We start from the raw sequence: 22,260 nt of genomic DNA, 5'->3' as shown, positions 1-22,260 counted from the left end.
GCCCGCTCGGCGCTGCGCAGGCCGAGCGACTCCTCCGCTTGCGGCGAGGCTGCACGGGCCGCCTTGGCAGGCTCCGTGCAGGGCGCACCGTGACGACAGGCCGGCCTCGGACGATGTCGCCTGTCCGTGCGGAGGCGGGCGCATGCGGTCGCTCTGGATTGTTCTCGTCCTGGTGCTCGGCTCGGCGTTGCTGCTTCAGGTGATGGCGGCGTCCGACGACCGGATCCCGTACGCGCGCTTCCGCTCGCTCGCGGAGAGCGGAGAGCTCGCCGAGGTCGAGATCCGGGACGACGTGTACATCGGACGCGCGGTGCCCGGCCTGAGCGCCCGCGCGCTGCCGAGCTACCGCACGGGGCGCATCGAGCCGACCGAGAAGGATCTGCTCGCCGATCTCGACAGGAGAGGGATCCCGTACACGCGGGTCGCGGACGAGCTGGGGCTGCCGCTGTACCTCTGGCTGGTGCTGCCGTTCGCCGGTCTGGCCGCGATGAGCTATTTCGCGTCGCGCCAGACGACGACGGCGAGCACCATCTCGGGCGCCGCGACCGCCTTCGGCAAGAACAAGGCGCGGCTCTACGAGGAGCGGGGCGCGACCACGACGTTCCGCGACGTCGCGGGCAACGCCGAGGCGAAGACCGAGCTCGGCGAGATCGTCGACTTCCTCAAGGCGCCCGGGCGCTACGAGAAGCTCGGCGGGCGGATGCCCAGAGGGGTGCTCCTGGTGGGGCCGCCCGGTACGGGCAAGACGCTGCTCGCTCGAGCGATCGCGGGAGAGGCGAGCGTCCCGTTCTTCGGCGCGTGCGGATCGGAGTTCGTGGAGATGTTCGTCGGCGTCGGCGCCGCGCGCGTGCGCGACCTCTTCTCCCAGGCGCGCGAGAAGGGGCCCTGCCTCGTGTTCATCGACGAGCTCGATGCGGTCGGCAAGACCCGCGGCATCGGTGGCTCCGTCGGCGGCCACGACGAGCGCGAGCAGACGCTCAACCAGCTCCTGACCGAGATGGACGGGTTCGACGCGCACACGGCCATCGTCGTCATCGCCGCGACGAACCGCCCCGAGATCCTCGATCCCGCGCTCCTCAGGCCAGGGCGGTTCGATCGCCGGGTGCACATCGACCGGCCCGACCTCGCCGAGCGGAAGGAGATCCTCGCGGTGCACGCGAGGAAGGTGGTGCTCGATCCGGGCGCGGATCTCGACGCCGTCGCCGCGCAGACCGCGGGGCTCGTCGGGGCGGACCTGGCGAACATCGTCAACGAGGCTGCGCTGCTCGCGGCGCGGCGCGAGGCGGCGGCGGTGGGACAGAGCGATCTGGAGGCGGCGATCGAGCGTGGGATCGCCGGGCTCGAGCGCCGGGGCAGGCGGCTCGGGGCGCGCGAGAAGCTCGTCGTCGCCTACCACGAGGTGGGGCACGCGCTGACGGCCACGCTGCTGGAGACGCAGGATCCGGTGCGCAAGGTGTCCATCGTGCCGCGGGGGCCGGGCGCGCTCGGGTACACGATGCAGCAGCCTCGCGAGGACCGTTACCTGTGGAGCCGGCAGGAGATCCTCGATCGCCTGGTCGTGCTGCTCGGCGGGCGCGTCGCCGAGGAGGAGGCCGTCGGAGACCTCTCGACCGGCGCGCAGGACGATCTGCTCAACGCGACGGAGCTCGCGCGCCGCATGGTCCGCGAGCTCGGGATGGGCCAGGGGGTACGGCTGTCTGCGCTCGAGCCGCGCCGGTCGCTGTCCTTCCTCGGCGATGCGCAGGGCGCGACGCTGCCCGGCGCAGGGCCGCGGGAGTGCAGCGACGCGACCGCGCGCGAGATCGACGCAGAGGTCGCGCGGATCCTCGCGGACGCTGAGGCGCGGGCGCGCGCGCTGATCCAGGGGCACCGGCAGACGCTCGAGCGCGTCGCCGCCCGGCTCTACGAGGTCGAGACCCTGAGCGGCGACGAGCTCAGGGAGATGGTGGCGGGGGGCGAAGCCGAGAGCAGGCCCTCAGTCGACGCTCCGCAGAGCGCGGGACAGATCGAAGCCCGCGGCGTCGTGGTGATAGACGACGCGTAGCACGTGGCCGCGCAGGAGCTCCCTCGGCACCGCCCCCATCACCCGGCTGTCGAGCGACGCGGCGCGGTTGTCGCCCATCACGAAGAGGTGGTCCGGCGGGACGACGACCGGACCGAACGCCTCGAAATCGGGCTCGCCAGCCGCGTGCGTGACCGCGCCGAGGTGCTCCACCCTCGTGCCGTCCCTGAGCTCCTCGATCGCCTGCGCCGCTCCGTCGACGTACAGCACCCCTTGCCGGAGCATCACCGTCTGACCAGGGAGCGCGATGACGCGCTTGACGAGGAGGGTGGATCCGCCGCGCGGATCCGCGAAGAGCACCACGTCGCCGGCGCTCGGCCCGCTGCGCTCGAACAGGTAATGATCCACGAGCGGGACGCGGAGCCCGTAGGCGACCTTGTCGACAAGGATGCGATCCCCCGGAGCGATCGTCGGCCACATCGAGCCGGTGGGCACGTGGTACTGGTCCGCGAGCGTCGAGCGACCCAGCGTGAGGATCACGAGCGCCGCGAGGATCTTGAGGAGGGTACGCCCGAACGGCGCGACCGTCTGGTAGGCGCGCCGCGCGAACGCGCCATCACCTCGGAGCATGAAGAGGCCGGCCTTCACGGGCTGGAGGCACGCTGTCGCGGCCTCCACCGCCGGCTGGGGAACGCTGGGCTCGCTCATCTCTGGCGGGGCTAGCATCCGAGCTCGAGACAGGCCAGCTTCGCTGCATGCACGGCTGCACTTCATCGACTGCACCACTCTCCCAAGCTCTGGGCCGCCTCACACTCTGCGGATCCATGTCGCGTCATCCGGTATCGACAGGGGCTGCCATGCACCTCGCCGGCTACCGCGCGCTGGGGCTCGATTTTACCTATATCCCTTTTGCGGTGACCGATGTTGAAGGCGCGACGCGCGGCATGCGCGCGCTCGGGATCCGCGGCCTCGGTGTGTCGATGCCCTACAAGCAGGCGGTAATTCCATTGCTCGACGAGCTCGATCCCGTCGCCGCGCGGATCGGCGCGGTCAACACGATCGTCAACGACGAGGGGCGCCTCAGGGGCTACAATACCGACTGGATCGGCGCAGTGCGGGCGCTCGAGGAGGAGACGCCGCTCGGGGGCGCGCGGGTGCTGCTCCTCGGCGCAGGCGGCGCGGCGCGCGCGGTCGCGTTCGGGCTCGCCGAGCGCGGCGCCCGCGTCACGGTGGCCAACCGCGATCTCGAGAAGGCGCGGCAGCTCGCGGCGGCGGTCGGCGGGACGGCCGTGCCCCTCGACGCAGAGGCGCTCTCGCCCGACCACGGCGTCCTCGTGAACGCCACGTCGCTCGGCATGGCCGAGGTCGACCCGCGGAGCCCGGTCCCGGAAGGAGCGTTGCGGGAAGATCTCCTGGTGATGGACATCGTGTACAAACCGATGATCACGGAGCTCGTGGCGGCGGCGCGGCGGCGCGGCGCGACCGCCGTTCACGGCGGGAGGATGCTCCTTCACCAGGCTGCAGAGCAATTCCGGCTCTACACCGGGCGGGAACCGCCGCTCGATGCCATGGACGAAGCGCTGCGCGCTCAGCTCGGCTGACGCGCGGAGCCCCCGCTCGACGCCGCGGACGAAGCGCTGCGCTCAGCTCGCCTGACGCGCGCGGCCGCCTCGGCACAAGGCGCGCCTCGTGCGGCGCTGTCCGGCCGGCGAGGGACGCGCGGCGACCGCCGTTGTGCGCCGTGCGCATCGCCTCCGGAGCAATGGCCAAGGACGGGCGCCACGCGTAGGCTTCCGGCGATGGTGTCGTTTGAGATACGCGCAGCCGTGACCGGCGACGAGGAACAGCTCCTTTATGTCGCGCGCCACCTGAACTCGGTCAACCTGCCGAACAACCGTGACGCGATCCACGAGATCATCGCGGAGAGCCACAAGAGCTTCAGCGGGGCGATCCAGGACCCCCGCCTCCGCCAATACGTGTTCGTCCTCGTCGACCTGACGAAGGGCGACAAGGGCATGATCGTCGGGACGTCGATGATCATCGCGCAGCTCGGCCGGCGCGGCGTCCCCTACATCTTCTTCGACGTGCTCGACGAGGAGAAGTACTCGGCCACGATCGACAAGCACTTCCATCACACGGTGCTGCGCATCGGCTACTCGTACAACGGCCCCACGGAGATCGGCGGGCTCGTGCTCATGCCGGAGTACCGGCAGGGGCCCGAGCGGCTCGGGACGATGATCTCCTATGTTCGCTTCCTCTACATGGCCGCGCGATCGGCGCTGTTCCAGGAGGAGATCCTCGCGGAGCTCATGCCCCCTCTGGAGCCGGACGGAACAAGCCACCTCTGGGAAGCGCTCGGGCGCAAGTTCACCGACATGAGCTATGCCGACGCGGATCTCCTCTCCAAGAAGAACAAGGAGTTCATCAAGGGGCTCTTCCCGGAGGGGACCCTCTATGCGTCGCTCCTGCCCGAGGACGCGCAGCGCGTGATCGGGAAGGTCGGGTCGCAGACCCGGGGGGTGGAGAAGCTGCTCCGCCGCGTCGGCTTCCGCTACGCCCACAGGGTCGATCCGTTCGACGGAGGGCCGCACTTCACCGCCCGCATGGACGAAATCTCGCTCGTGAGCGATACGCGCCGGGCGAAGGCGGGGCGCCCGTTCACCCCGAGCCCGTCGGACCCGAAGGGCATCCTCGCGCTCGAGCGCCCCGACGCCCCCTATTTTCGCGCGGTCACCGCGAGCTTCCGCGATGAGCGAGAGCTCGGCATGGCGATCGCCGAGGACGCCTGGGAGCACCTCGAGCTCCAACCCCGCGCGCCGATCTGGATCCTGCCGATGCCGTGACAGGCCGCCTGCGCGCCACGTCCGGCACGCACGAGAGCAGCGGCTCAGGCCGCCTGCGCGTCACGCCCGGTATGCTCAAGCACCAGCGGATCAGGCCGCCTTGCATCGTGACGATTCTGTTGCTACAGAATTAACAGAAGTTTTCAAAAGGGGTTCGGAGGACCATGACCCTGGGATTGGACCTCGATTTCAGGCGCTTGCCGGCGCTGGAGCGGAGGGAACGCTCGCCCGGAACACCGAGGGCGGAGGGCGGCGCGGGGCGCGCCCCCGAGGCAAGGGACGGCGCGGAGCCCGCGCTCTCTGCGCGGGAGATGCGCATCGCCGCCGCGCTCGCCGAGGCGGCGATGCCGCCCGGCCGCTTCCTCGACGGCGCAGGCGCCGCGACCGCCAGCCGCCTCGCGGCCTGGCTCGGCTCGATCCCGCCGCACCTCGCGCGGGGGCTGCGCGCGGCGCTGTGGGCGATAGAGCTCGCCCCGCTGCCGCTGCGGCTCAGGCCGCTGTCGGCGCTGCCGGTCGAGGACCGGATGGAGGTGCTCCGCGGCCTCGAGCAGAGCCGGGCGCGGGCGCTCCGCTCGCTGCTCCGCGCCGCGCTCACGCCGCTCAGGTTCGTGCACTACGACCGGCCCGAGATGTTCAAGCACGTCGGCTGCCGCTACGAGCTGCCCACGGTGCGCGACGAGGCGCCGCGCTGGCTCGCTCAGGTGACGAACGGGCGCGAGGTCGAGGAGGACCTGGAGCTCGAGTGCGAGGTCCTCGTGATCGGCACAGGCGCCGGCGGAGCGGCCGCCGCCTACGAGCTCGCGTCGCGCGGGCACGCCGTGCTCATGCTCGAGGAGGGCGACTTCCACCGTCGCTCGAGCTTCACCGGGCGGCCTGCGCGCGCGTACCGGGAGATGTACCGCGACCACGGGCTCGACATGACGCTCGGCAACGTGAACATCCCTGTGTTCGCGGGGCGCGCCGTCGGAGGGAGCACGGTGATCAACTCCGGTACTTGCTACCGGGCTCCGGAGAGCACCTTCGCGTCGTGGCGTGACGGCATGGGGCTCCCGGCGGAGTTCTCGTCCGGCGGGCTCGCGCCTTATTACGAGCGCGTCGAGCGCATGCTCCAGGTCACCCCCGCCGACCCGCTGCACCTCGGGGCGATCGGGCCGATCGTCCGGCGCGGCGCGGAGCGGCTCGGGCTCCGGCACGGGCCGCTCCAGCGCAACGCGCCGGACTGCGATGGGCAGGGGATCTGCTGCTTCGGCTGCCCCACGGGGGCCAAGCGCTCGACCGACGTGAGCTACGTGCCCGAGGCGCTGAAGCGGGGCGCGCAGCTCATCACCGCGGCGCGCGTCAGGACGATCGACATCGTGGCAGGCCGCGCGCGGGGGGCGACGGCCGTGCTCGGCGGCGACACGAGGGCCGTCGGCGACGGCGCGGCGAGCGGCAGAGGGCGGCGGCCGCGGCTCGTTGTCAGGGCGGAGGCCGTCGTCGTGGCCGGCGGCGCGCTGATGACGCCGCTGCTCCTGCGCCGGAGCGGAGCGTGCCTGTCGAGCGGCGCGCTGGGAAAGAACCTCTCCATCCACCCGGCCTCGAAGGTGATGGCGCTCTTCGATGAGCGGATCGACCAGTGGCAAGGCATCCCGCAGGGCTACCAGATCGACCACTTCGCCGACGAAGGGCTGATGTTCGAGGGAGGCTCGCTCCCGTTCGACGTCGCCGCGCTGGCCGTCCCCTGGACGGGACACCGCTACACCGATCTGATGGAGCGGTACCCGAACCTCGCGACGTTCGGGTTCATGATCAAGGACACGAGCCGCGGCGAGGTGAGGCCCGGGATCGGCGGCACGCCGCTCGTGCTCTACACGATGAACCGGGAGGACGTCGCGAAGATGCAGCGCGGGGTCGAGCTGCTCTGCGAGGTGTTCCTGGCCGCGGGGGCGCGGCGGGTCCTGCCGCTCGTCGCCGGCTGCGACGAGGTGAACGGCCCCGCGGACCTGGAGCGGCTCAAGGCGCGGCAGATCGAGGCGGGCGACCTCGACGTGGCCGCGTTCCACCCGCTCGGGACGTGCCGTATCGGGGTGGATCCGCGGTCATCGTGCCTCGGGCCGGACCATCAGGCGCACGACGTCGCCGGGCTCTACGTGTGTGATGGGAGCGCGATCCCCTCGTCGCTCGGCGTGAACCCGCAGATGACCATCATGGCCATGTCGCTGCGCGCGGCCGAGCTCCTGAGCGCGCGGCTATCCGGCTGAGCCGGCGCGGTACCCGAGGGCAGCGGCGCGCTCGCTGCCGATGCGATCGCTCTCGATGGTCCCGTCGCGCATGGTCACCACGCGCGGCATCGACTCGGCGAAGCTGAGGTTGTGCGTCACCACCACGATCGTGGTGCCGTGCTTGCGGTTCATCTCGAAGAACAGCTGGTGGATCGAGTCGCTCGTCGCGGTGTCGAGGTTCCCGGTCGGCTCGTCGGCGAGGAGGAGCTTCGGCGACAGGACGAGCGCCCGCGCCAGGGCGACGCGCTGCTGCTCGCCGCCCGACAGCTCCCCCGGCCGGTGCGTCGCGCGCGCCGCGAGCCCGACCTCGGCGAGCAGCGAGAGCGCGAGCGGCTCCATCTCGCGGCGGGTCTTCCCCTGGATGAGGCCCGGCATCATCACGTTCTCGACCGCGTTGAACTCGGGGAGCAGGTGGTGGAACTGGAAGACGAAGCCGATCGTCCGGTTCCGGATCGCCGCGAGCCGCGAGCCCGGGAGGCCGGTGAGCTCGTCGTTGCCGAGGCGGATGCGGCCGCTCGTCGGGAGGTCCAGCGTGCCGATGCAGTGGAGGAACGTGCTCTTGCCGGCGCCGGAGGGGCCCACGAACGCGACGACCTCGCCCTGGTTGATGACGATGTCGATGCCGCAGAGCACGTGGAGCTCGCGGCCCATGTGAACGAACGTCTTGCGGAGGTCTTCGACGACGACGAGCGGAGTGGACATGGATGATTACTCGTAACGGAGGCCGTCGACCGGGGAGAGCTTCGAGGCGGCGCGGGCCGGGTAGATGGTGGCGATGGTGCAGATGAGCATCGACGCGAGCGCGACCATCGCGTAGTCGGAGAGGTTCACGTTCACGGGCAGCCGGTCGATGTAATAGACGTCCGGATCGAGCCGGACTCCGAACCAGTACAGGCCCGTGCAGACCGCGAGCGCGGTGCCGACACCGTAGATCGTGCCGATGGCGCCGATGATCACGCCCTCGATCATGAACACGCGCATCACCGCGTTGTCGGAGGCGCCCAGCGCCTTCAGCACGGCGATCTCCTTGCCCTTCTCCGTCACCATGAGGAGCAGCGTGCAGACGATGCAGAAGCTCGCGACCGCGATGGCGATGGACAGGATGATGAACGTCGCGATCTTCTCCAGCTTGAGCGCGCTGAAGAGGTTCTTGTTCATCTCCATCCAGTCGCGGACGCGGAGCTCCGGCGGCCGCTTGCCGCCCTCCGGCGCCTCGTCGAGCGCGGCGCTCGCGGCGACGGCCGCCTCCACGGCCGGGCGGACCTCCTGCACGCGCTCGGGATCCGGGACCCGGATGTCGATGTGGGTGATCTTGTCCTCGAGGCTGAAGAACTTCTGCGCCTCTTCCATCAAGACATACGCGTGCGTGACGTCGTACTCGTACATCCCGCTATAGAAGATCGCCGCCACGCGGAACTTGCGGGAGCGCGGCATCACGCCGGTGGGGCCGAGCTCGCCCATGGGCGACAGGAGGGTCACCTCGTCCCCGACGAGCACGTGGAGCGATTTCGCGAGCTCGCGGCCGATGACGACGCCCGGGTACACGCGCGTCTGCTTCTTCAGGTAGTCGCGCACCGACGGGTCGACGTCCGACGGCTGGCGGAAATCCGGCCCCTTGAAGTACGGCTCCCCGCCCGGGCCCCGGCCGATGATCTCCTCGGGAGGCAGGGCCGTCAGCTTCTCGGGATCGCGCAGGTAGTCGAAGCTGCCGACCTCGATGTTCTTGGAGAGGTCGATGACCTGCCCGATCGTGTCCGGATCGATCCCGCGGACGAGCGCGCCGGCGGTGTTCGAGGCGCTGGAGCCCATCGCCTCGCCAGCCGCGACCGGGGTCGCTGCGCCGCCGTAGGGCGCGAGCGCGACGCGCACCTGGGTGAGCTTGTCGTCCCAGTTGCCGAAGCCGCCAGGGCGGGAGGCGTCGACGACCATGTGCGCGTTGTTGCCGAGGATCTTGCGCTTCAGATCGGCGCCGAAGCCGCCCATGATGCTCGTCACCGAGCACAGGGCGCACGAGCTGACGGCGACGCCGGCCATCGACAGGACCGAGATGACCGTGAGAAAGCCGCTCTTCGAGGCGCGCACGTGGCGCGCGGCCACGTGGGGCACGAAGCTCCGGCGCTCGAGCGCGTCGAGCGCGAGCGGCAGGAGCGCCGAGAGCACGAAGAAGAGGAAGACGACGCTCGAGACGAGCGCGGTGAAGCGGATGATCTGATCCGTCGGGTTGAACGACGCGCCCTTGCCGACGGGCATCCTGGCCGTGAGCGTCGCGGTGACGCCGAACGTCACGCCCACGAGCCCGCCCCACCACCAGCCGAGCGCGCGATAGAGCCCCTTGCGGACAGGGCGGCTCCCGGCGACCAGATAACCCGTGCCCGCGCCGAACAGGACGCCTCCGAGGATCCACTTGGAGGTCGGCTGGATGGGCAGGACCGCGCCCCAGAGGATGACGATCGCGAGCGCGGCGAGCAGGGACGTCGCGCCGAGCACGCGGAGCCCCAGGCGGGCCCTGGCCCCCGTCCTGCCAGAGAGCCACCGGGCGTTGTCCGTATCCATCCCGGCCCGGAACAGCCGGAGGGCACCCCCGACGATCAGCGCGGCGACGAGCTGGGCGATCCTCTCTGTGTTGCTGGAGAAGAAGGCGCCGACGAGCGCGAGGCCCTTCGAGTGCCCGCTGGAGGCGATGAGCGTGAGCGCGAGCAGGCTGGCGCCCGTGAGCGCGACCACGACCCCGACGCGCACGACGCCGGGGCGCCGCGGCTCCAGCTCGCCCTTCTTGTCGAAGCGGGTGTAGCCCCGCCAGGCGAGCAGGACGATGCCCAGAGCGACGGCGGCGAGGAGCGCGGCCTGCAACGACCTGGAGAGCTCGATCACGCGTCGGTCTCGGGACGGAGGAGCGGGAACAGGACGACGTCGCGGATGGAGGTCGCGCCGGTGAGGAGCATCGTCAGGCGATCGACCCCCATGCCGAAGCCCGCCGTCGGCGGGAGGCCGTGCTCCAGGGCGCGGACGTAGTCGGCGTCGTAATCCATCGTCTCCTCCTCGCCCCGCGACTTCTTCTCGACCTGCGCGCGGAAGCGCGCGTCCTGGTCCTCGGGATCGTTGAGCTCGCTGAAGGCGTTGCAGAGCTCGCGGCCGTCGATGAAGAGCTCGAAGCGATCGACCAGCGAAGGATCGCTGTCCTTCTTGCGCGCGAGCGGGGAGATCTCGAAGGGATAGTCGATGATGAAGACAGGGACGCTCTTGTCGCCCGCCTCCGTGCGGTAGTCCCTCGTGAGGAACGGCTCGACCACGTACTCGTAGGCGCAGAAGACGAGCTCCCCGGGCGACTCGCACTTCTTCGCGCCCGCGCGGAAGTTCGTCCAGTCGATCTCGCGCCCGCTCGCCTTCGCGGCCTTCGCCCACTCCTTGATCGGAGCGTCGTCCGCGGCGACGCGCTGCGGGACGTCGGCCGGCAGGCCGGACTTCGCCAGGGCGCGGGTGATCCCCTCGGCCATGGGGACACGCTCGAAGCGCTCGAGCGAGTAGGTGCGCTGCGCGACCCACGCCGCGTGCTCGGCCGGGAGCCGCTCGGCGAGGCGGGCATCGACGTGGCGGAGCATCGCCTCGGTCGCGTCCATCAGGGTCTCGTACGTCGCGTACGCCTGGTAGTACTCGAGCATCGTGAACTCGGGGTTGTGCCGCGTCGACAGCCCCTCGTTCCGGTAGCAGCGGCCGATCTCGTAGACGCGCTCGAAGCCGCCGACCACGAGCCGCTTCAGGAAGAGCTCGGGCGCGATGCGCAGGAAGAGCTCGAGATCGAGCGCGTTGTGGTGGGTCTTGAACGGCTTCGCCGTCGCGCCGCCGACGAGCGTGTGCATCGTCGGCGTCTCGACCTCGAGGAAGCCGCGCGCGTCGAGGAACTCGCGCAGCGCGGCGACGATCGCGCTGCGTGCGCGGAAGACCCCCGCGACGTGCGGGTTGGCCACGAGATCGACGTACCGCATGCGGTAGCGCGACTCGACGTCCTTGAAGCTCGTCTTGGTCGGCAGCGGGCGGTAGGCCTTCGTGAGCAGCCGCAGGCGCTCGGCGCGGATCGAGAGCTCACCCTTCTGCGTCGCCATCGCGGTGCCGCGGGCCTCGACGAAGTCGCCGAGATCGATGTCCTCCAGCCGCTCGAAATCGGCGAGGCTCCCCTGCTCGCAGTAGAGCTGGAGCTCGCCGGTGCGGTCGCGCAGCCGGACGAACGTGACGCCGCCGAACGAGCGCACGAAGAGCACCCGGCCCGCGACGCGGAGCGGGATCGGCTCGACGCGCGCCGGATCGTAGCGATCCGCCGCGGAGGCGCCGGGCCTGCCGGGCGCTCCGCCCTCGGGCCCGGGCTCGGCCGCGGCCCGCGCCCCGTCGAAGCGGGCGCGGACGGCCGCGAGCTCGACGAGCGGCTCGCCCTCGGTGACGTCGTTGGCGAACGGGTTCTCGCCGCGGGCGCGGAGGCGCGCCGCCTTCGCCTTGCGGGTGGCGATCAGCGTCTCCTCGGCGCGCGCGGCCTCGGCCGCCTCCTTCACGAGCCGCTCGGTCTTCTTGTCGTTCGGTCTGTCTTTTTGCTGGCTCACGGAGCGTCGTCCTCCGCGACCGAGCCGCCCTTCCTGAGCGAGCCGCCGGCCGCGGCGAGCAGGTAGGCCTCGATGAAGCCCTCGAGATCGCCGTCGAGGACGGCGTCCACGTCGGTGGCCTCGGTGGAGGTGCGCACGTCCTTGACGAGCCGGTACGGCGCGAGGACGTAGTTCCTGATCTGGCTGCCGAAGTTGATGGCGCTCTTGGCGGCGTTGTAGGCCTGGACCTCGGCATCCCGCTTCTGGAGCTCCATCTCGTACAGCTTCGCCTTGAGGACCTTCATCGCCATCGCGCGGTTCTGGTGCTGGCTGCGCTCGGCGCGGCACACGATGTTGAGGCCGGTCGGGATGTGCCGCAGGCGAACGGCGGTCTCGACCTTGTTCACGTTCTGCCCGCCCTTGCCGCCGGCGCGCATCGTCGTGATCTCGATGTCCTTCTCGTTCACCTGGATGTTGATCTCGTCGTCGCTGTCCGGGGTGACCTCGACGGCGGCGAACGCGGTCTGGCGCGTGTGATCGGCGTTGAACGGGCTCATCCGGACGAGGCGGTGGACCCCCGCCTCGGAGCGCAGATAGCCGTAGGCGGCGTCGCCGGTCACCGAGAGGGTGACCGCGTCGATGCCCGCCTCGTCGCCGTCCTGGTAGTCGATGATCTCCGTCTTGTACCCGCGGCGCTCACAGAAGCGCAGGTACATGCGGAGGAGCATGGACGCCCAGTCCTTCGCGTCGGTGCCGCCGGCGCCCGGGTGGATGCTGACGATGGCGTTGCCGCGGTCGGCGGGGCCGGACAGCATGCGATCGAGCTCGACCTTGCGCAGGCGCCCGGCGATGGCGTCGGCCTGGGCGTCGGCGTCGGCGATGACGCCCTCGTCGCCCTCGGCAGCGCCGAGCTCGAGGTACTCCGCGAGATCCTCGATCTCGCGGCCGAGCCGCTGCGCCACCTCGAGCTTCGACTCGACCTGGGCGCGCTTGCGGAGGACGGCTTGGGCCTTTTCCTGATCGTTCCAGAACCCCGACGACAGCGTCGTCTGGGTCAGGTCCTGGAGCATCCGTTCGAGCTTGGGGACGTCAAAGATGCCCCCTTAGCGCCTCAAAGCGCCGTTTGATGTCCAGGACTTTCTCGCGGGTCTCGGAGAGCATGGCCGGGGATCTATTCGATCTGGGCGGCGATCGCCAGGAGAGACGCCACGCGCGGGCGGACCGAAGCGGCTCTGCGTCGGCTCCACGCCGGGCGCGCCGGCGAGGCGCTCTTCGACGCGGCGCGCGGAGGGCCGGGGTGCGGCGGATGACCCGGCGCCGCGGATTCCTTGGCCCGGGTCGCCTCACGACCGCCGAGCGCCCCGAGACCACGTGAGGTCCGCGCCGCCCGGAGAGCGCGACACGCCGGACAGCGCGACAAGGCGCCTCAAGAAGGAGCCGGCCCAGGGACGGATCTCCGGGCGGTGCGGCGGATCCCGGACCACACCCGCTGAGCTCTCCGCGCTCGCCTCGGGTTCCGCAGGGCGTCGCTGATGGTCCTCAGCGAGACCGGGGGAGGCGGCGCCTCGCTGCTCAGCGCAGCGTCGAGGTAGCGGCCCAGGAACTCCGTCAAGGCGATGGCGGTGATCGCATTGGAGAAGAGACCGGCGACCGGGACGAGGCCGAGCGTGAAGTTGGCGAAGAGCCGCACGGTCGCTCCCCCCCAGATGATCTTGCTCACCTGAAGCCACGGAGCCCTGCGGAGCGGCGCGCGCCGGCGCCGGGTCAGCGACACGGAGAAGCAGTAATGAATGGGAACCACGATCAACTCATCTGCGCCGGGAATGGGCTGCGTGATGAAGCTAATCACTGCAGCGACGGCAGAATACTTGTTGGTCAGCCGGCGGATCGTCGGTTCCATCGCTCGTATATACGGCGCGGAGCCGACCGCCGGGAGGCCAAGACAAGCATGTTGACGAAGTGGGGGGCGCGCGCAGCCGAGGGCGGATCACGCTCGGCCCGGACGAAGCATGGGAGTCTCCGCGATCCTCGGTGTCCTCGGGGCCTTGGAGTTCTTTGCGAGCCAGAGAGCGCGGTATCCCCAAAGCACGGTGGAGCGACCTGCGGAGTGAGCCCCTGGCATGGGAAAGACCGTTTCCCGCGCGCTCTGGCCCTCTAGCCCTCGCGGGGCGCCAGCGCTGCGGATCGAGCCCTCGCGGGCCAAAAGCCGCTACGGATCGAGCCCTTCCCTGGACGCGACCCGGAGCTCATCGAGCGCGGCGACGAGCGACTCGCGCTCGCGCCGCCACGCCGGCGACGGGTCCTCGGCGTCACGCCGGCGGAGGTGCTCGCGGGCCTCGTCCCAGAGCGGACGCGGAGGCAGGAGCGGCGGCACCCGCGCGCGCACGGCGTCCGTCAGCCGCAGCACGCGCTCGACGCGGGACAGCGCCTCGCCGAGGGGCACCTCGCCCGCCTTGCAGCGCCGGAGCAGGCCGCACTCGTAGCTGCCGCACACCGAGAAGCGCGTCTCGTAGATGGTGCACTTCCTGTCGAGATGGCAGGGGCACGGCAGGCTGAAGGCGTCGTGGTACCGATTGCAAGCGAGCGGCAGGCGCAGCTTCTCGGCGAGCGGGAGCTCGTGCTCCTCGAGCGGCGCGACGTCGAAGAGCAGCCCGGTGCAGCAAAGACCGCACGCGGTGCAGAGGTCCGAGCCGTCCGGCTGCGCCTTGGGCGCTTCGTTCGCTGGGGGAGAGCTCACCCGCGTCGATTGGCACGCGCGCGGCCGCGCGTCGAGGCGCGAAGCGGCCGGACGAGGCGCGCGCCTCCGAAGAGCGCTCAGTGCGCGGCGTCGTCGAGGACGATCTCGCGCAGATGATCGAGCCCGACGGACCCGGAGCCGATCACCCTGGCGTGAAACGCCTTCAGATCGAAGGCCTCGCCCTGCCGGCGCCGGAGCGCGTCGCGCAGCTCCAGGACGACCCGCTCGCCGACCTTGTAGGAGATCGCTTGCCCCGGCCAGCCGAGGTAACGCGTCGCCTCGCTGTGCGCGTGTTCCAGCGGGAGAAAGGCCCTGCGGTGGAGGTACTCGACGGCGATCTCGTAGCGCCAAGGCTCCCCGGCGTGGAGCGGGGCGTCCCCGGGGATCGGCAGCTCGAGGTGCATGCCGATGTCGAGGACGACGCGGTAGGCGCGCGTCAGCTTGCCTGAGAGCATCCCGAGCACGTAATCGGGTCGCTCGAAATAGCCGAGCTCGTACATGAGCTGCTCGGCGTAGAGGGCCCACCCCTCGGCGTGGCCGGAGTTCGTCACGAGGAAGCGGTGGAGCCGGCTCAGCCGGTCGTCGAGGTGCACCTGGAGCGCGCACTGCAGGTGATGGCCAGGAAAGCCCTCGTGGTACGCCGTGGTGATCTCCTCGTAGAGCGGGAACGCCTGCTTCGTGCCCGCCGCATACCAGACGGTGCCGGGCCGCTTGAAGCCGTCGCTCGGGGGCACGTAGTAGGCGCCGAGCGCGCCGCCCGGCGGAGCCAGCTTCACCTCGATATGGTGAATGGGCGAGGGGATGTCGAAATGGACGCCGTCGAGCTCGGCGAGCGCCTTTCGCTGGCGCTCGGACATGATGCGGAGGAACTCGTCGGCGCCCTGCGCGCACCGGGCGGGGTCGGTCATGAGCAGCTCGATCACCTCGGGCAGCGACGCGCCGGGGAGGATCTCGGCGGCGAGGCGCGCCATCTGGGCCTCGATGGCGTGCACCTCGGACCACCCCCAGGCGTAGGTCTCGATCGGGTCGATGCTCGCGCCGAGGAAGCGGCGCGAGAGGCGCAGGTAGCGCTCCTCGCCGACGGCGTCCGCGGCGCGGGCGCTCGGCAGGTACGTCTGCTCCAGGTAGCCCGCGAACGCGCCGAACGCGGCGCGCGCCCGCTCGACCCCGTCGGCGAGGCGCGCGCGGCCGGCGTCTGCGGCGCAGCCGGACGCCTCGTAGGCGGCCAGCAGCGTGAGGAAGAACGACGCGTCGCCCGCCTGGTAGCGCGCCTGCTCGATGACGGCGCGCACCTGGCGGCGCGCGACGGCCTGGCCCGTCCGCCGCCCCTCCTCGAGCGACGCGCGGTAGCTGTCGCACGCGCGGGGCAGGCCCTCCAGGCGCGACACGATGGCCTCCCAGCCGGCGGCGCTGCGGACATCCATGAGGTCGAAGACCATCCGGAGGTGCTGGAACGCCGACTCGATGTTGTTGAGATCGCGCAGGTGCTCGCCGTGACGGAAATCGTCGAGCCGCTCGTCCAGGTGATCCGCCATGACACGGCGTGCGAGGCGACCCCACCGCGACTCCGCCCCGGGGCGAGGAGGCGGCAGCGATCGGAGCCGCTCCTGGAAGGACGCAACCGTGGAGGCCCAGGACGCGGCGCCGCTCGGGCTCCAGTCGTTCCAGGCGCCTTCGTCGCAGGGGATGCCCGCCAGGGTGGCGTGGGCAGGACAGCGGGCAGCGAAGGCTTCGACGAACTCGTCGCTGAGGGCGAAGATCGGATCGCGCGCGTCGTGGTCTTGGCTCACCGCGACAGCATAGGCGGGCACGACGGGATTTTCTCCGGGCGCGCGAGACGATCCGCCGGGTCTTCGTTACGCTTGCTGGAGGGAGGTCGCTCACGCGGCGGCCTCGGGGAGCGACATGAACGACCGCAGCCTGCCAGGCGAGCTCCATGACGACGACCGGCGCGCATGCGCCGCTGCTCCATCGCGCCCCCGGCCCCCGCGGCGGCCTGTCTGGCCGCGCGTCTCGGGGCTCGTCGCCGCGGCGGCGCTCGCGGCGCTCGGCTGCGGCGCCGGCTCGGCGACCCCCTCGGCGAGCTCGGCGTCGCAGCCCGCCGCGATGACGCCAGCGCAGATCGCGGCGCGCGCCATGCCCGCGGTCGTCACGATCCGCGGCGACGGCTCGCTCGGGGCGGGCTTCCTCGTCCGCGAGGACGGCTGGATCGCGACGAATTTTCACGTGATCGCCGGGATGCCCGACCTCAAGGTGGTCCTCTCGGATGAGAGCGAGCACCCGGTGCTCGAGGTGCTCGCGTTCGATGAGGCTCGGGATCTCGCGATCGTCCGGATCCACGCGCCGCGGAGGCTCCCGCCGCTCTCCCTCGGCGACAGCCGCGCGGTCCGCCCGGGCGATCCGGTCGTCGCGATCGGCCATCCGCTCGGCCTCGCGGACACCGTGTCGAACGGCCTCGTGAGCGCGGTCCGCGTGGTCGATCCGGAGCTGACGCTGCTGCAGATCTCCGCGCCGATCGCGCCGGGCTCCTCGGGCGGCCCGCTGTTCAACGAGCGCGGCGAGGTGATCGGCGTCGCGGCGGCGGTCGCGACGCAGGGGCAGAACCTCAACTTCGGCGTGCCCGCCGACTACCTCAAGCGGCTGCTCGTGCACCCCGATCCCGTCCCCCTCTCGACGTTCGCGGCCGAGACGGCGGAGGAGGAGCGCGGGCTACCTGCGGTCAAGCGATCGGTGCCCCACCACGCGCTCGCGATCCTCCGCGGCTGCACCGAGGGCGATCTCCTCGTCCTGGCGCGCACGATGGACGGCGCGATCCAGGTCGGCTCGCCCCTCTACAACCAGGGAGACTTCGCGTCCTGCTATCACATCTACGCGGGCGCCTCGCTCGACATGGAGCGCCGGCTCGGCCCCGCGTGCAGGGGACCGAAGAGCGCGCTGGCCGAGGGCCGGCGCAAGGCGGCTGGGCTCGACGACGAGGCCGCCCAGGCCTGGGCGATGCGCGACGCGTTCGATGGGCTGCTGGAGGTGATCCTGCGCAAGGTCCACGGCGACGCGCAGTGAGCGGCGCGTCACCGCGGTAGCGAACGGGGCCGGGCGCGGCGCGCCGCGGCCCCGGAGCGCGGTACGCTAGTCGAGCTGCGCCGACGCCGGCCGGACGGCCTCGTGCGCGACGGCGGTGCGCGCCGCGGCGCCGCGATGCCCGGCCGCGGCGATCCCATCACCCGTCGGCGCCGGAGAGACGCCGCCCTCCCCCGCCCCGCGCGGCTCTCCCTGGTCGTCGTTGCCCCGCATGAAGGGCAGGATCCGCTTGAGCCACGACGAGACGTCGTCGAACAGCGAGTAGGCGACAGGGGTCGCGAGCAGCGTCAGGAGGAGCGCCAGCGTCTGCCCGCCGATGATCACGAACCCGGTCGCGCGGTTCGTGCCCGAGCCCGCGCCGCTCGAGACGACGAGCGGGATCATGCCGGCCACGAACGCGAGCGTGGTCATCAGGATCGGCCGGAGCCTGTCTCGGTTCGCCTCCAGGATGGCCTGCGCTCGAGGCAAGCCGTGCTCGCGCAGCTTGATCGTGTGATCGATCTGGAGGATCGAGTTCTTCTTCACGACGCCGAACAGCACGACGATGCCGAGCAGCGAGAAGATGTTGAGCGACTGCCGGAAGATGATGACCGCGATGAACGCGAACGGCACCGTCAGCGGCAGCGACAGGAGGATCGTGATCGGGTGCAGCCACGACTCGAACTGCGCCGCGAGCACGAGGTACATGAAGACCAGCGACAGGAGGAGGGCGACGAGGAAGCTCTTCATCATCTTGACGAGCTCCTTCGACGCGCCGACGGGGCCAGCGGAGTAGCCGGACGCGAGGTTCATCTGCGCCGTGGCCTTGTCGAGCTCCTGGATGACCGTCTGCTGCGAGTAGCCCGCCTCGAGGTTGGCGGTCAGCATGACCTGCCGCTGCCGGTTGTACCGCTCGATGCGCGACGGGCCCGTGCCCTCGGAGAACGACACCACGTTGTCGAGCGTCACGGCGCCGAGCTTCGTCGACGGCACCGTGATCTTCGCGAGGCCTTCCTTGTCGGAGCGGAAGCTCGGCAGCGCGCGCGCGCGCACCTCGTACTGCTCGCCGCCCTCGTTGTAGGTCGACACCTTGTACCCGCCGACGAGGAGGCGCAGGGTGCTGGCCACGTCGCCGACCTGCACGCCGAGATCGGCGGCCTTCTTGCGGTCGATGACCACGCGCATCTCCGGCTTGCCGACGAGCAGCGAGGTGTCCGGATCGACGACGCCCGGGATCGCCTTGAGCTTCTGCAGCAGCACGTCGGAGTACTGGCCGATCTTCTGGAGGTCGGGGCCCTGCACCTGGTAGGCGATCTGGGCGCTCTGACCGCCGGAGAAGGCGGGCACGACGCCGATGTTCGCCCGGAGCTTCTCCGCGTCGAACATCGGCTTGAGCTCGCGCCGGGCGCGATCGATGAGGTCCTGCTGCGACAGCGCGCGCTCCGCCGCCGGCTTCAGCTTCACGTAGATGGTGGCGAGGTTCGGCGTCTTCTGCGGATCGTCGCCGATCGTCGTCAGCGTGTAGGAGACGCCGGGGAGCTTCTCGAGCTGCGACGCGACCCGCGTGGCGATGACGCGCGTCCCGTCGAGGCTCACGCCCTCGGGCGCGCGCATGCCGACCTGGAACTGCGACTCGTCCTCGACCGGGAGGAAGTTGAACTTGGCCATGCGCCCCAGCACCGGGATCGAGACCAGCGCCATGAACGAGGCGAGCACGATCACCCAGCGGTGCGCCATCGACCAGCGGAGGAGCGCCATGTAGCCGCGCTCGATCGGCCCGTAGAAGCGCGACTCCTTGGAGCTGCCGGCGTCGTGCTTCTCCGGCTTCTTGAGCCATCGCGCCGACAGCATGGGCGTCAGCGTGAAGCTCACGATCAGCGACACGATGATCGAGAACGCCATGGTGAGGCCGAACGAGTTCAGGAAGCGGCCGACGATGCCGCTCATGAACGCGACCGGGAGGAACACGGCGACGAGCGAGAGCGTCGTCGCGAGCACCGCGGGCCCGATCTCCTTCGTGCCCTGGAGCGCCGCCTCCCACGGGTTCGCGCCCTTCTCCTCGATCCAGCGGTAGCAGTTCTCGAGGACGACGATCGCGTCGTCGATCACGATGCCGACCGCCAGCGTCAGGGCGAGGAGCGTGATCCCGTTGAGCGTGAAGCCCGCGACCTTCATCAGCGCGAACGTCGAGATGATGCTCGTCGGGATGGCGATCGCCGAGATGAGCGTGCTGCGGGCGTTCGCGAGGAAGAGCGCGACGATGATCGCGGCGAGCACCGCGCCGAGCACGAGGTGCTCCTTGACGGCGTGGACCGAGTTCTTGATGAACTCCGACTGATCGCGGGCGACGGCGATGTGGTACCCCTCGGGGAGGCGCTTCTCGACGTCGCTGATCCGCGCCTTCAGCCCGTCGATGACCTCGACGGTGTTCGTCCCGCTCTGCTTGCGGATGCTGAGGAGCACGGCGGGATCGGGGCCGCGGAAGCCGGCGGACTCCGGCTCCGCCATGCCGTCCTGGACCTCCGCGACGTCGCCGAGCCGGACGGAGTAGCCGTCGCGGTTCGCGAGCACGATGTCCGCCATCTGCTGGACCGACTGCACGCGGCCGCGCGTCCGCAGGGTGAGCGCCCTGCCCCCTTGCTCGATCCGGCCGGCCGGGATCTCGACGTTCTGGCTCGCGAGCGCCTGGGCGATCACGCCGCCGGTCAGAGAGAACTTCTCGAGCTTCTCCGGGTCGATCCAGACGTTGATCTGCCGGTTCCGGCCGCCGATGAGCAGCACCTGCCCGACCCCGGGGAGCGACTCCAGCTCGCGCCGGAGCGTCTTGTCGGCGAACTCGGTCACCGCGCGGACGTCCGCCTTCGGGGACGAGACGGCGAGCGTGAGGATCGGGGCGGCGTCCGGATCCAGCTTGGCCACCACCGGCGGATCGATCCCCTCCGGCAGGTCCGCGAGGATGCTGCTGACCTTGTCGCGCACCTCCTGCGCGGCGACGTCGACGTCCTTCTCGAGCTGGAAGGAGATCATGACCTGGCTGAGCCCCTCGACCGACGCCGAGCGCAGCTCGTCGATGCCGCTGATCGTGTTGACCGCCGACTCGAGCTTGTCGGAGATCTCCGTCTCGACCTCCTCGGGCGCGGCGCCGGGGAGGACGGTCGTCACGACGATGAACGGGAACTCCACCTTGGGGAACCGGTCCACGCCGAGGCCGAAGTAGGAGAACGCCCCGAGCACCGTCAGGAGCAGGACGATCACCGAGGCGAACACCGGCCTACGGATGCAGATTGCCGCGAGCCATTGCATGGTCGCTACCTTTCTTCAGTAATGAGACGCGCGGTGCGCTCGGCTCTCACTGCGCCGCCGCGACCTCGATGCCGTCCGCCAGCTCGCTCACCTTGTCGATCGCGACCTCGTCCCCCTCGGCGATCGGACCGACGACCTCGACGAGGCCGTCGATCTTGCGGCCGGGCTTGACCAGGCGCTCCGTCACGCGATCGCCCGACTTCACGAACACGCGCGCGCTCGACCCGGAGGTGCCGACCGCCGACTCGGGGACGAGGAGCGCCGTTCTTGACTCGCCGGTCAGCGTCAGCTGACCCTGCGCGAAGAGGCCGGGGCGGAGCTTCCCCTCGCTGTTGTCGAACTCGGCCTCCACGGGCAGCGTGCGCGACGAGGCCTTCAGGCTCGCGCCGATCCGCTTCACGACGCCCGGGAACAGGCGGTCGGGGAAGGCAGCGACCGAGACGCTGACCGCCTTGCCCACCTCGATGTTCGCGATGTCCGCCTCGGGCACGTCGATGCGGAGCCGCAGCGGGTTGTCGCGGACCACGACCGCCACGACGCGGCCCGGGCCCGCGTACTCGCCGACGCTGATCCGCTTCTCGGCGACGGCGCCGTCGAAGGGCGCCCGCACCGTCGTGTCGGCGACCGCCTTCGAGGCGAGCCCCGCCTGCGCCTGCGCCGACGTGAGCGCGGCGACCGTCGCGCGGATGCCGTTGACCGCGGCCTCGTACTGCGCGGTGGCGTTCTGGGCCTGCGTGCGCGCCGCGTCCCAGGTCGACTGGGGGACGGCGCCCTGGTCGAAGAGCTGCTTCACGCGCTCGGCCTCCGACTTCGCGAGCTCCATGCTCTGCTTCGCGGCCCGGACCTCCGGCACCTGGTCGGGATCGATCCCCTTCGGCGACGCGCCGTCCTGCAGCGCGAGCTTGGCCCGCGCCTGCGCGACGGCCGCGGACGCCGCCTGCGACTGGAGCGCGACGTTGCGCGCGTCGAGCACGACGAGCGGGTCGCCCTTCTTGACCCGGGAGCCCACGTCCACCGCGACGCTCACGACCAAGCCGCCGACCTGCGTCGCGGCCTCGCTCGTCTCGTCGGCGACGAGGGTGCCGCTGATGTCGAGCGTCTGCGCGAGCGGGCGCGCGGTCACCTTACCGAAGTGCACCGCGGGCTTCTGGCGTGGCGCGGCGGTGTCGCGCGCCGGCGACGGCTGCGCGTCCGCCTCGGGGCGGCGGCAGGCGGTCAACGTGGGCACCGCGAGCGCGCCGAGCAGCGCCGCGACGACGGCGGCGCGGGAGTGATTCGATACGGCGCTACGCGCGCCGAAAGGCCAACGAGCGATACGGCGCTCGGGTCCGCAAGGAGGATGTGTCATGGGGAGTCCGCCCGGTTCTTTGCCAGCGCCTGCCGGTGCGGTCCAGGAGCAAAGCTGGCGGGCAACACACTAGGGTGCTGACCGGCCGGTCATCAAGGGGGTCGTCCGGACAAGGTCTCCGTCCCTCTCGCACTTCATGCT

15 protein-coding genes are annotated in these 22,260 nt (G+C 70.8%); 5 read left to right on the top strand and 10 right to left on the bottom strand.

Going from position 1 to position 22,260, the window contains the following annotated elements:
- The first annotated feature begins 142 nt into the window (after positions 1–142).
- On the top strand, positions 143–2,044 hold the full coding sequence (ftsH, locus tag WME90_RS08960) for an ATP-dependent zinc metalloprotease FtsH (protein WP_437280665.1): 1,902 nt from the start codon (positions 143–145) through the stop codon (positions 2,042–2,044).
- Here ftsH and lepB read toward each other — a convergent pair.
- On the bottom strand, positions 1,976–2,710 hold the full coding sequence (lepB, locus tag WME90_RS08955; RefSeq protein WP_437280664.1) for a signal peptidase I: 735 nt from the start codon (positions 2,708–2,710) through the stop codon (positions 1,976–1,978). The two genes, ftsH and lepB, sit on opposite strands and share 69 nt — an antisense overlap.
- A 116-nt stretch (positions 2,711–2,826) precedes the next feature.
- On the opposite strand from lepB, the gene WME90_RS08950 reads away from it, so the two are divergent.
- The 3 genes from WME90_RS08950 to WME90_RS08940 all read left to right on the top strand — a co-directional run bounded on the left by WME90_RS08950 (position 2,827) and on the right by WME90_RS08940 (position 7,085).
- Positions 2,827–3,603, top strand: a complete 777-nt coding sequence (locus WME90_RS08950; RefSeq protein ID WP_437280663.1) for a shikimate dehydrogenase — start codon at positions 2,827–2,829, stop codon at positions 3,601–3,603.
- A gap of 198 nt (positions 3,604–3,801) precedes the next feature.
- Positions 3,802–4,845, top strand: coding sequence for an arginine N-succinyltransferase (locus WME90_RS08945; RefSeq protein WP_437280662.1), 1,044 nt, complete (start codon positions 3,802–3,804; stop codon positions 4,843–4,845).
- A gap of 164 nt (positions 4,846–5,009) precedes the next feature.
- Complete coding sequence (locus tag WME90_RS08940; RefSeq protein ID WP_437280661.1) at positions 5,010–7,085, top strand: FAD-dependent oxidoreductase; 2,076 nt, start codon at positions 5,010–5,012, stop codon at positions 7,083–7,085.
- On the opposite strand, the gene WME90_RS08935 is transcribed toward WME90_RS08940, so the two are convergent.
- The 7 genes from WME90_RS08935 to WME90_RS08905 all read right to left on the bottom strand — a co-directional run bounded on the left by WME90_RS08935 (position 7,074) and on the right by WME90_RS08905 (position 16,201).
- Positions 7,074–7,808 carry an ABC transporter ATP-binding protein gene (locus WME90_RS08935; protein WP_437280660.1) on the bottom strand — a complete coding sequence of 245 codons (735 nt, stop codon included), beginning with the start codon at positions 7,806–7,808 and terminating at the stop codon, positions 7,074–7,076. The genes WME90_RS08940 and WME90_RS08935 overlap by 12 nt on opposite strands.
- A 6-nt stretch (positions 7,809–7,814) precedes the next feature.
- Positions 7,815–9,977 carry an FtsX-like permease family protein gene (locus WME90_RS08930; RefSeq protein ID WP_437280659.1) on the bottom strand — a complete coding sequence of 721 codons (2,163 nt, stop codon included), beginning with the start codon at positions 9,975–9,977 and terminating at the stop codon, positions 7,815–7,817.
- Positions 9,974–11,695: a lysine--tRNA ligase gene (lysS, locus tag WME90_RS08925; RefSeq protein WP_437280658.1), complete on the bottom strand. Its 1,722-nt coding sequence runs from the start codon at positions 11,693–11,695 to the stop codon at positions 9,974–9,976. The genes WME90_RS08930 and lysS overlap by 4 nt, the downstream gene beginning before the upstream one ends.
- Positions 11,692–12,835 (bottom strand): peptide chain release factor 2 gene (prfB, locus tag WME90_RS08920; protein ID WP_437280657.1). Its coding sequence is split into 2 segments (ribosomal slippage): positions 11,692–12,765 and positions 12,767–12,835, totalling 1,143 coding nucleotides; the frame shifts between segments, so codons are not numbered across the junction. Before prfB ends, lysS begins: the two co-directional genes overlap by 4 nt.
- A 265-nt stretch (positions 12,836–13,100) precedes the next feature.
- Entirely contained in the window at positions 13,101–13,574 is a 474-nt protein-coding gene (locus WME90_RS08915; RefSeq protein ID WP_437280656.1) for a hypothetical protein, read from the bottom strand.
- A 309-nt stretch (positions 13,575–13,883) separates the two neighbouring features.
- Positions 13,884–14,411 (bottom strand): hypothetical protein, encoded by a 528-nt coding sequence (locus WME90_RS08910; protein ID WP_437280655.1) that lies wholly within the window; start codon positions 14,409–14,411, stop codon positions 13,884–13,886.
- A gap of 77 nt (positions 14,412–14,488) precedes the next feature.
- The gene (locus tag WME90_RS08905) at positions 14,489–16,201 is read right to left on the bottom strand and encodes a DUF885 domain-containing protein (protein WP_437280654.1); all 1,713 of its coding nucleotides are present in this window, start codon (positions 16,199–16,201) and stop codon (positions 14,489–14,491) included.
- Between the two features lie 115 nt (positions 16,202–16,316).
- Between WME90_RS08905 and WME90_RS08900 the strand changes: the two genes are divergently transcribed.
- Positions 16,317–17,471 (top strand): S1C family serine protease, encoded by a 1,155-nt coding sequence (locus WME90_RS08900; RefSeq protein ID WP_437280653.1) that lies wholly within the window; start codon positions 16,317–16,319, stop codon positions 17,469–17,471.
- A gap of 66 nt (positions 17,472–17,537) precedes the next feature.
- Here WME90_RS08900 and WME90_RS08895 read toward each other — a convergent pair whose 3' ends face one another.
- Both WME90_RS08895 and WME90_RS08890 read right to left on the bottom strand, forming a co-directional pair.
- Positions 17,538–20,771, bottom strand: coding sequence for an efflux RND transporter permease subunit (locus tag WME90_RS08895; protein ID WP_437280652.1), 3,234 nt, complete (start codon positions 20,769–20,771; stop codon positions 17,538–17,540).
- Positions 20,772–20,817: 46 nt separating this feature from the next.
- On the bottom strand, positions 20,818–21,999 hold the full coding sequence (locus tag WME90_RS08890; protein ID WP_437280651.1) for an efflux RND transporter periplasmic adaptor subunit: 1,182 nt from the start codon (positions 21,997–21,999) through the stop codon (positions 20,818–20,820).
- Positions 22,000–22,260 lie beyond the last annotated feature (261 nt).

This window comes from Sorangium sp. So ce375 (assembly GCF_051473855.1).
GTDB lineage: Bacteria > Myxococcota_A > Polyangia > Polyangiales > Polyangiaceae > Sorangium.
This window is presented reverse-complemented; position numbering and strand designations above follow the sequence as displayed.

What these genes read in the sequence shown, in the direction of transcription:
- ftsH (WP_437280665.1), top strand. Translation starts at nt 143, where the DNA reads ATGCGGTCGCTCTGGATTGTTCTCGTCCTGGTGCTCGGCTCGGCGTTG.
- lepB (WP_437280664.1), bottom strand. Translation starts at nt 2,710, where the DNA reads ATGAGCGAGCCCAGCGTTCCCCAGCCGGCGGTGGAGGCCGCGACAGCG.
- WME90_RS08950 (WP_437280663.1), top strand. Translation starts at nt 2,827, where the DNA reads ATGTCGCGTCATCCGGTATCGACAGGGGCTGCCATGCACCTCGCCGGC.
- WME90_RS08945 (WP_437280662.1), top strand. Translation starts at nt 3,802, where the DNA reads ATGGTGTCGTTTGAGATACGCGCAGCCGTGACCGGCGACGAGGAACAG.
- WME90_RS08940 (WP_437280661.1), top strand. Translation starts at nt 5,010, where the DNA reads ATGACCCTGGGATTGGACCTCGATTTCAGGCGCTTGCCGGCGCTGGAG.
- WME90_RS08935 (WP_437280660.1), bottom strand. Translation starts at nt 7,808, where the DNA reads ATGTCCACTCCGCTCGTCGTCGTCGAAGACCTCCGCAAGACGTTCGTT.
- WME90_RS08915 (WP_437280656.1), bottom strand. Translation starts at nt 13,574, where the DNA reads ATGGAACCGACGATCCGCCGGCTGACCAACAAGTATTCTGCCGTCGCT.
- WME90_RS08900 (WP_437280653.1), top strand. Translation starts at nt 16,317, where the DNA reads ATGAACGACCGCAGCCTGCCAGGCGAGCTCCATGACGACGACCGGCGC.
- WME90_RS08895 (WP_437280652.1), bottom strand. Translation starts at nt 20,771, where the DNA reads ATGCAATGGCTCGCGGCAATCTGCATCCGTAGGCCGGTGTTCGCCTCG.